Genomic DNA, 6,684 nt, shown 5'->3' on the forward strand with positions numbered 1-6,684 from the left:
AGGGTCTCGATCACCGTCCCCACGCTCGCCACGCCCTGCCCCAGTGCGGCCGGTTCGAATGCCACCTGCTCGGCCGACTCACCCTTGCCCGCCGCCCAGTTCACCACCAGGCACAGATGGGCATAGGGAAGATCCAGCTCGCGCGCCAGCGCCGCTTCGGGCATGCCGGTCTGGCCGACCATATCGCAGCCATCGCCTTCGAGGCGGCGGATTTCGGCGCTGCTCTCCAGCCTCGGCCCCTGGGTGCAGGCGTAGACGCCGCCATTCAGTAAGGCAATGCCGCTTTGCGCGGCGCTGGCCAGCAGGCGGGCGCGCATCTGCGGGCAGTACGGGCGGGTGAAGTCGGCATGCACCACCGGGCGATCCGGGCCTTCGAAGAAGGTGTGCTTGCGCCCCCAGCTGTAGTCGATAATATCGTGCGGCAACACCAGCGAGCCCGGCACCATATCGGCGCGTATGCCGCCGACCGCACCAACCGCGATAATGCAGCGCACGCCCTGGCTATGCAGCGCCCACAAATTGGCGCGGTAATTGATTTCATGCGGGGCAAACGAGTGGCCATAGCCATGGCGTGCCATGAACACCACACCTTGCGTGCCGATGCGACCATAAGTCAGCGGGCAGGATGGCTCGCCATACGGGGTGCGGATCAGCTGGCGGTGTGTCACTTCCAGGCTTGGCAGGCTGGCCAGACCACGGCCTCCGATAATGGCGAGCATACGGTCACCCCTGACGGAATATTAAATTTTTTGGTATTGAAACACAGATGTATTTGACGGTATAGCCGCCAAGTCAAACGGAGGAAGGTACGCTACAAATACGCAGCCCCACGATGTGACGCTGCGTATGTCATCACGGCCGGCAAGCAAAGCTGCGCCGGAGCCGACATCACGCCCGCTCGCCCACGCCCTCGAACCAGGACTGCAAAATCGCCTGTGCCGCGACCTGATCCAGCGCGGGTTTTTGCTTGCGCCCGCGTAAGCCTGCGTCGTTAAGCATGCTCTCGGCCACCTCCGAGGTGTAGCGCTCGTCCACCAGAAACACCGGCAGGCCGTAGCGCGCTTTGAGCCGGTTGGAAAACTTGGTGGCCAGACGGGTCATATTATGCGGTGTGCCGTCAGCATGGGTGGGCAGGCCGACAATCAGCGCCACCGGCTTCCATTCGGCCAGCAAGTTCGCGATGGCTGCAAAGCGCTCGTCGGTGACCAGGGTATCGATGGTGATAAGTGGGTGGGCGATGCCAAGCAGGGTTTCGCCCAGCGCCACCCCGATGCGCCGCTCGCCAAAATCAAAGCCCAGCACGGTACCTGCGAGTTCTTCACGCATGACCGACATCCCCCGACAGCAACGCAGGGTCGAAGCCCAGCAAGGCGATGGCGGCGGCGTAACGCGCCTCGGGCGGCAGATCGAAGATGATTTTGCTGTCGGCGGCAACCGTCAGCCAGGCATTCTGGGCGATCTCCTGCTCCAGTTGGCCGGCTTCCCAGCCGGCGTAGCCTAGCGACATGGTCAGGCGCAGAGGACCTGTCCCTTCGGATACCGCCTGCAGCACCTCGCGCGAGGTCGTCAGCGCCAGCGTGTCGCTGATGTGCAAGCTAGACTGCCAGTCGCCCAATGGCTCGTGCAGCACGAAGCCGCGCTCCGGCTGCACCGGCCCGCCAAACAGCACCGGGGCATCAGCCAGCGTGCCCGAGTCCAGTGTCAGCTCGATCTGGCTAAACAGCTTGCCCATGCTGATGCCGGAGGGCTTGTTGATGATCATCCCCATCGCACCGTGCTCGCCGTGGTCGCACAGATACACCAGCGATTTGGCAAATAGCGGGTCGGCCATATTGGGCATGGCGATAAGGAAATGGTGGGAAAGGGTCAGGTCGCTCATGCCGACATTATGGGTAGGCAATGCGCCACACGGCAAGTGAACAAGGCTTTAACCGCTTTTACCCTGCCCTGCGGTAGAATCGTTTCCTTTCGCCTCGCCTGTCTGGAACCACGTCTTGCGCCTTACCCATATCAAGCTCTCCGGCTTCAAGTCTTTTGTCGACCCGACCAATATCCCGGTGCCCGGGCAACTGGTGGCGGTGATCGGTCCCAATGGCTGCGGCAAATCCAATGTGATCGACGCAGTGCGCTGGGTGCTGGGCGAGTCTTCGGCCAAGCAGTTGCGCGGCGAATCGATGCAGGACGTGATTTTCAACGGCTCGACCACGCGCAAGCCGGTCAGCCGCGCCTCGGTCGAGCTGGTATTCGACAATAGCGACGCCACCCTGGCCGGCAGCTGGGGCCAGTATGTCGAGGTGGCGATCAAGCGTGTGCTGACGCGCCAGGGCGAGTCCAGCTACTACATCAATAACCAGCAGGTGCGCCGGCGCGACATTACCGACCTTTTCCTCGGCACCGGCGTCGGCGCACGCGGCTATGCGGTGATCGAGCAGGGCATGATCTCGCGCATTATCGAGGCGCGGCCGGAAGAGCTGCGCGCCTATCTGGAAGAAGCCGCCGGCGTGTCCAAATACAAGGAGCGCCGGCGCGAGACCGAAAACCGTCTGCGCGACACCCGCGACAACCTAGAACGCATCGCCGACTTGCAGCAGGAGCTGACGCGCCAGGTCGAACGCTTGTCCGAGCAGGCCGAAGTCGCCGCCCAGTACAACGATTTGCGCGGCGCCCTCACCTTCAAGCAGAACCTGCTGGCGCTGGCGCGACGCGAAGAAGCGGCGCGGCTGGAGGCGGCGGCGCGCAGCGAACTTGCCCGCATCGAAACAGAAGAGGCCGCACAGGCGGCACTGCTGACCGAGCTGGACACCCGGTTGGAGACGGTGCGCGAGGCGCACTTTAGCGCCAGCGACCAGGTGCAGACGGCGCAGCAGGCGCTGTTTGATGCCAGCAGCCAGCTCACCCGGCTGGAAGAACAGCAGCGCCACCAAAGCGAAAACCAGAGCCGCATTGCACGCGAAATGGGCGTATTGCAAAACGAGCGCCAGACATTGGCCGGCAGCCGCGCCCAGATGGAAGCCGAGCTGGACGAATGGCTGCCGCGACTGGAAGAAGCGCAGATGGTGCAGGAAGAGGCGCAGATGGCGCTGGAAGACGGCGCCACCAGTCTGCCCGAAGCCGAAGGCGAGTTTCGCGGCTGCGACGCCACGCTGGCCAGCCTCACCGCCAGCCAGTCCCAGCTCAGCCGCGAACACGAACTAGCACGCCAGGGCATCCAGCACCGCCAGCACGCCTTGCAACAGGTGGCCGAGCGCGAAGACGCACTGACGCGCGAACTGCAGGCTTTGGCGCTACCCGAAGCAGCGGCGCTGCAAGGCGCGGAAGACAAGGTTGCACAGGCGCGCGCCGCACTGGATGCAGTGCGCGCACGCGTGGCGGCGGACGAGGCCAAACTCGCCGATATGGCCAGCGAGCGCGAACATGCCGATGCGGCGCTCGCCAGGCTGCGCACCGAGCAGGCCCGCGCCGAAGCCGAAGCCGAGGCGCTGGACAATATGCTGCAGCGCGAAGCTGCCGGCGAAGCGCTGGGCGACTATCTGGACAGCCAGCAGTTAAGCGATGCACCTCAGCTGTGGCAGACGCTGCAAGTGCCCGAGCCATGGCGCATTGCCATCGAGGCGGTACTGGACAAACGCCTGTCGGCGCGTGCCGCCGACTTGCCTGACAGCCTGCCACCGGCGGCGCTGCAGCTCATCGACGGCAAGGTTGTGCCCCACGCGCCAAGCCGGGCGCACCATGCCACGCCGCTGGCGGCGCATGCACGCGCGGCCGCGCCTTTTGATGCAGCGCTGAATCTATGGCTGGCCGGCCTGTATTGCGCCGACACGCTAGACGAAGCGCTTGAGCGCCGCGGCGAACTTGCCGGCGGCGAAGCCTGGATCACACCCGAAGGCCACCGGGTCGATGCACTCAGTGTCGCCTATTACGCCGAAGCCTCGGGCGCCGGTCTGATGGCGCGCAAAGGCGCGCTGGATGCGGCACGCGCACGCAGCGCCGAGCTGGTGCCCCAAATAGATAGCGCGCAGAAAAAGCGTGAAGCCAGCGCCAGCATGGCCGGCATGCTGTCCGAGGCGGTGCGCGCGCAAAAAGGCGCGATCAGCCGGCTGGAGCAGGAACTCTCGGCAGTGACGCTGGAGCATGTGCGTCTGGATCAGGCCGCGCGTCAGGGCGCGGCGCGCCTGTCGGCCATCAATACCGAGCGCGCACGGCTGCAGGAAACACGCACTCAGGCCGAGCAGGACATGGCCGAAATGGGCATGCAGGCCGAAGAGGCAGCACTGACACTGGAAGAGCTGACCTATACGCTGGAAGACGCGCGTCTGGCGCGCCTGAATGCCGAAACCGGGCTGGAGCTGGCGCGCAACCGCACGCGCGACGCCGAACGCCGCGTGCACGAAGCCAAACTAGCGATGAGCACCGCCGAGCAGAAAACCGCCGAGGCCGGCCGCCGCGCACGCGAGCTGGCCGAACGCGAAGAGGCGCTGGCCGAGCGGCTGGAAACGCTGGCACTGGAAGCCGAAACGGTGATCGAGGCCATTCCCGAGGACATGCTGCAAGAAGCCATCATGGCGCGCGAAACGCAGGAGCTGGCGCTGTCGGGCGCACGCGATGCGCTGGCGGGCTTCACCGAAGAATTGCGCCAGCTGGCGCAACGGCAACAGGCGGTGGGCACCAGCTTGCCGGCGCTACGCGAGGCGCGCAGCGACTGGCTGCTCAAGCATCAGGAGGCACGCCTGAATATGGCGCGCTTTGCCGAAGAGCTGCTGGAAGCCGGTGCCGACGAGGCACCGCTGCTGGAAGCCCTGACCGATGCGGTCAAGCCGAACGCGCTGGCCGCCGAAATCGCGCGTCTGGCGCGCGCGCTGGAAGGCTTGGGTGCCGTCAACCTCGCCGCGCTGGAAGAACTGGCCGAGGCGCAAAAGCGCGGTGACTATCTGGCCGCGCAATGCGATGACCTGAACGAAGCGATGGCCACGCTGGAAGACGCCATCAGCCGCATCGACGGCGAAACGCGCGACATGCTCAAGACCACGTACGATGCGGTCAACAGCAAGATGAGCGAGTTTTTCCCCACCCTGTTTGGCGGTGGCCACGCCGAGCTGGTGCTGACAGGCGAGGATTTGCTGGATGCCGGCATCCAGATCATTGCCCAACCGCCGGGCAAGAAAAACAGCACCATCCATCTCTTGTCCGGCGGCGAAAAGGCGCTGACCGCGATGAGTCTGGTGTTTGCACTGTTCTCGCTCAACCCTGCACCATTTTGCCTGCTGGACGAAGTGGATGCGCCACTGGACGACGCCAACACCGGCCGCTTCTGCGAACTGGTGAAGAAAATGTCGGATGCGACACAGTTCCTCTATATCAGCCACAACCGCCTGACCATGGAAATGGCCGAACAACTGGTGGGGGTGACCATGCAAGAGCAGGGGGTAAGCCGCATCGTGGCGGTCGATATCGTCGAGGCGCTGAAGCTGCGCGAGCATGGTTGATCTGGCGCAAATGGCTTGTGCGCCCCGCAGTCGATAATCCGCAGCCTCAACCGCCCCTCCCCCTCATCCGGCGCTTTGCGCCACCTTCTCCCCAAGGGGAGAAGGGATAGGGAAAAGGCCCGGGCTGACGACGCGACGCGCCACCTTCTCCCGACGGGAGAAGGAATGGGAAAAGCCCGGACTGACGACGCGCCGCGCCCGTTAGCAATAGACAAGTGCCGCTTGGCCGGCCATGACCGATCATCACAGGAACAACACTCGCAGCATGACCATCCGTATCCAACGCTGGGAACCGGAAAACCTGATTTTCTGGCTGGCACGCGGCAAGCCGATTGCCAGGCGCAATCTGCTGCTGTCCATCCTGGCCCTGCACCTGAACTTCAATATCTGGATGATGTGGAGCATGGTCGTGGTCAACCTGCCATCGGTTGGCTTCTCCATCACCCACCAGCAACAGTTTTTGCTGGTGTCCATTCCGCCGCTGACCGGTGCCCTCATGCGCATCATTTATTCCTCGCTGTGGAGCTGGACCGGTGGCGGAACCTGGCTGGCAGTTTCCACCTTATTGCTGCTGATACCCGCTTTCGGCGTCGGCCACGTGGTGCAAGACATCAGCACACCCTTTCCCCTGTTACTGCTGATCAGCGCCTGCTGCGGCATAGGCGGCGGCGCCTCCAGCTCGCACCTGTCCAATACCAATCTGTTTTTTCCCAAGGCACAAAAAGGCCTGGCCATGGGGCTGAATGCCGGCATCGGCAATCTGGGGGTGTCGATGGCGCAACTGCTGATCCCGCTTGCCATCTCGGTTCCCTTGTTCGGCACACTGGCCGGTAGCTCGCAAATCTGGGGGCATGGGAGCGAGGTTTATCCGGTCTGGCTGCAAAACGCCGGCTATCTGTGGATCGCGCCTATTTTGCTGGTGTCGGTGCTGTGCTTTGTCTACGCCCATGACCTGCCCAAGCTCAGGCTGACGCCGCGCGACCAATGGAAGATGATGCAAGAACGCCACACCTGGTATGTCTGCCTTTTGTATATGGGCACTTACGGCACTTTCCTTGGCATGGCGGCAGCCTTTCCTTTGCTGTCGCGCACGCTGTTTCCCTTGCATGATGCGACGCCCTACCTGTTTATCGGGCCCATGCTGGCGGCCTTGTCACGCCCGTTTGGCGGCTGGTGCGGCGACCGCATCGGCGGCGGCATC

5 protein-coding genes are annotated in these 6,684 nt (G+C 63.9%); 2 read left to right on the plus strand and 3 right to left on the minus strand.

All coding sequences use genetic code 11. The annotated features are described in order from the left end of the window. The 3 genes from EGI20_RS15775 to EGI20_RS15785 form a co-directional block, all read right to left on the minus strand. Positions 1-719: S-methyl-5'-thioinosine phosphorylase (locus EGI20_RS15775; protein WP_498632598.1), on the minus strand; the 719-nt coding region annotated here is incomplete at its 3' end. A gap of 169 nt (positions 720-888) precedes the next feature. Beyond that, positions 889-1,326, minus strand: a complete 438-nt coding sequence (gene ruvX, locus EGI20_RS15780; RefSeq protein WP_124734674.1) for a Holliday junction resolvase RuvX — start codon at positions 1,324-1,326, stop codon at positions 889-891. Next, the gene (locus EGI20_RS15785) at positions 1,319-1,870 is read right to left on the minus strand and encodes a YqgE/AlgH family protein (RefSeq protein WP_498632601.1); all 552 of its coding nucleotides are present in this window, start codon (positions 1,868-1,870) and stop codon (positions 1,319-1,321) included. Before EGI20_RS15785 ends, ruvX begins: the two co-directional genes overlap by 8 nt. Before the next feature lie 187 nt (positions 1,871-2,057). Here EGI20_RS15785 and smc point away from each other — a divergent pair, with 187 nt between their 5' ends. Continuing rightward, a complete protein-coding gene (gene smc / locus EGI20_RS15790; protein ID WP_498632603.1) occupies positions 2,058-5,483 on the plus strand; it encodes a chromosome segregation protein SMC in 3,426 nt (1,141 codons plus the stop codon). 265 nt (positions 5,484-5,748) lie between these two features. Then, on the plus strand, positions 5,749-6,684 hold a 936-nt coding region (locus tag EGI20_RS15795; protein WP_498632600.1), incomplete at its 3' end, for an MFS transporter.

Source organism: Aquitalea sp. S1-19 (assembly GCF_024343515.1).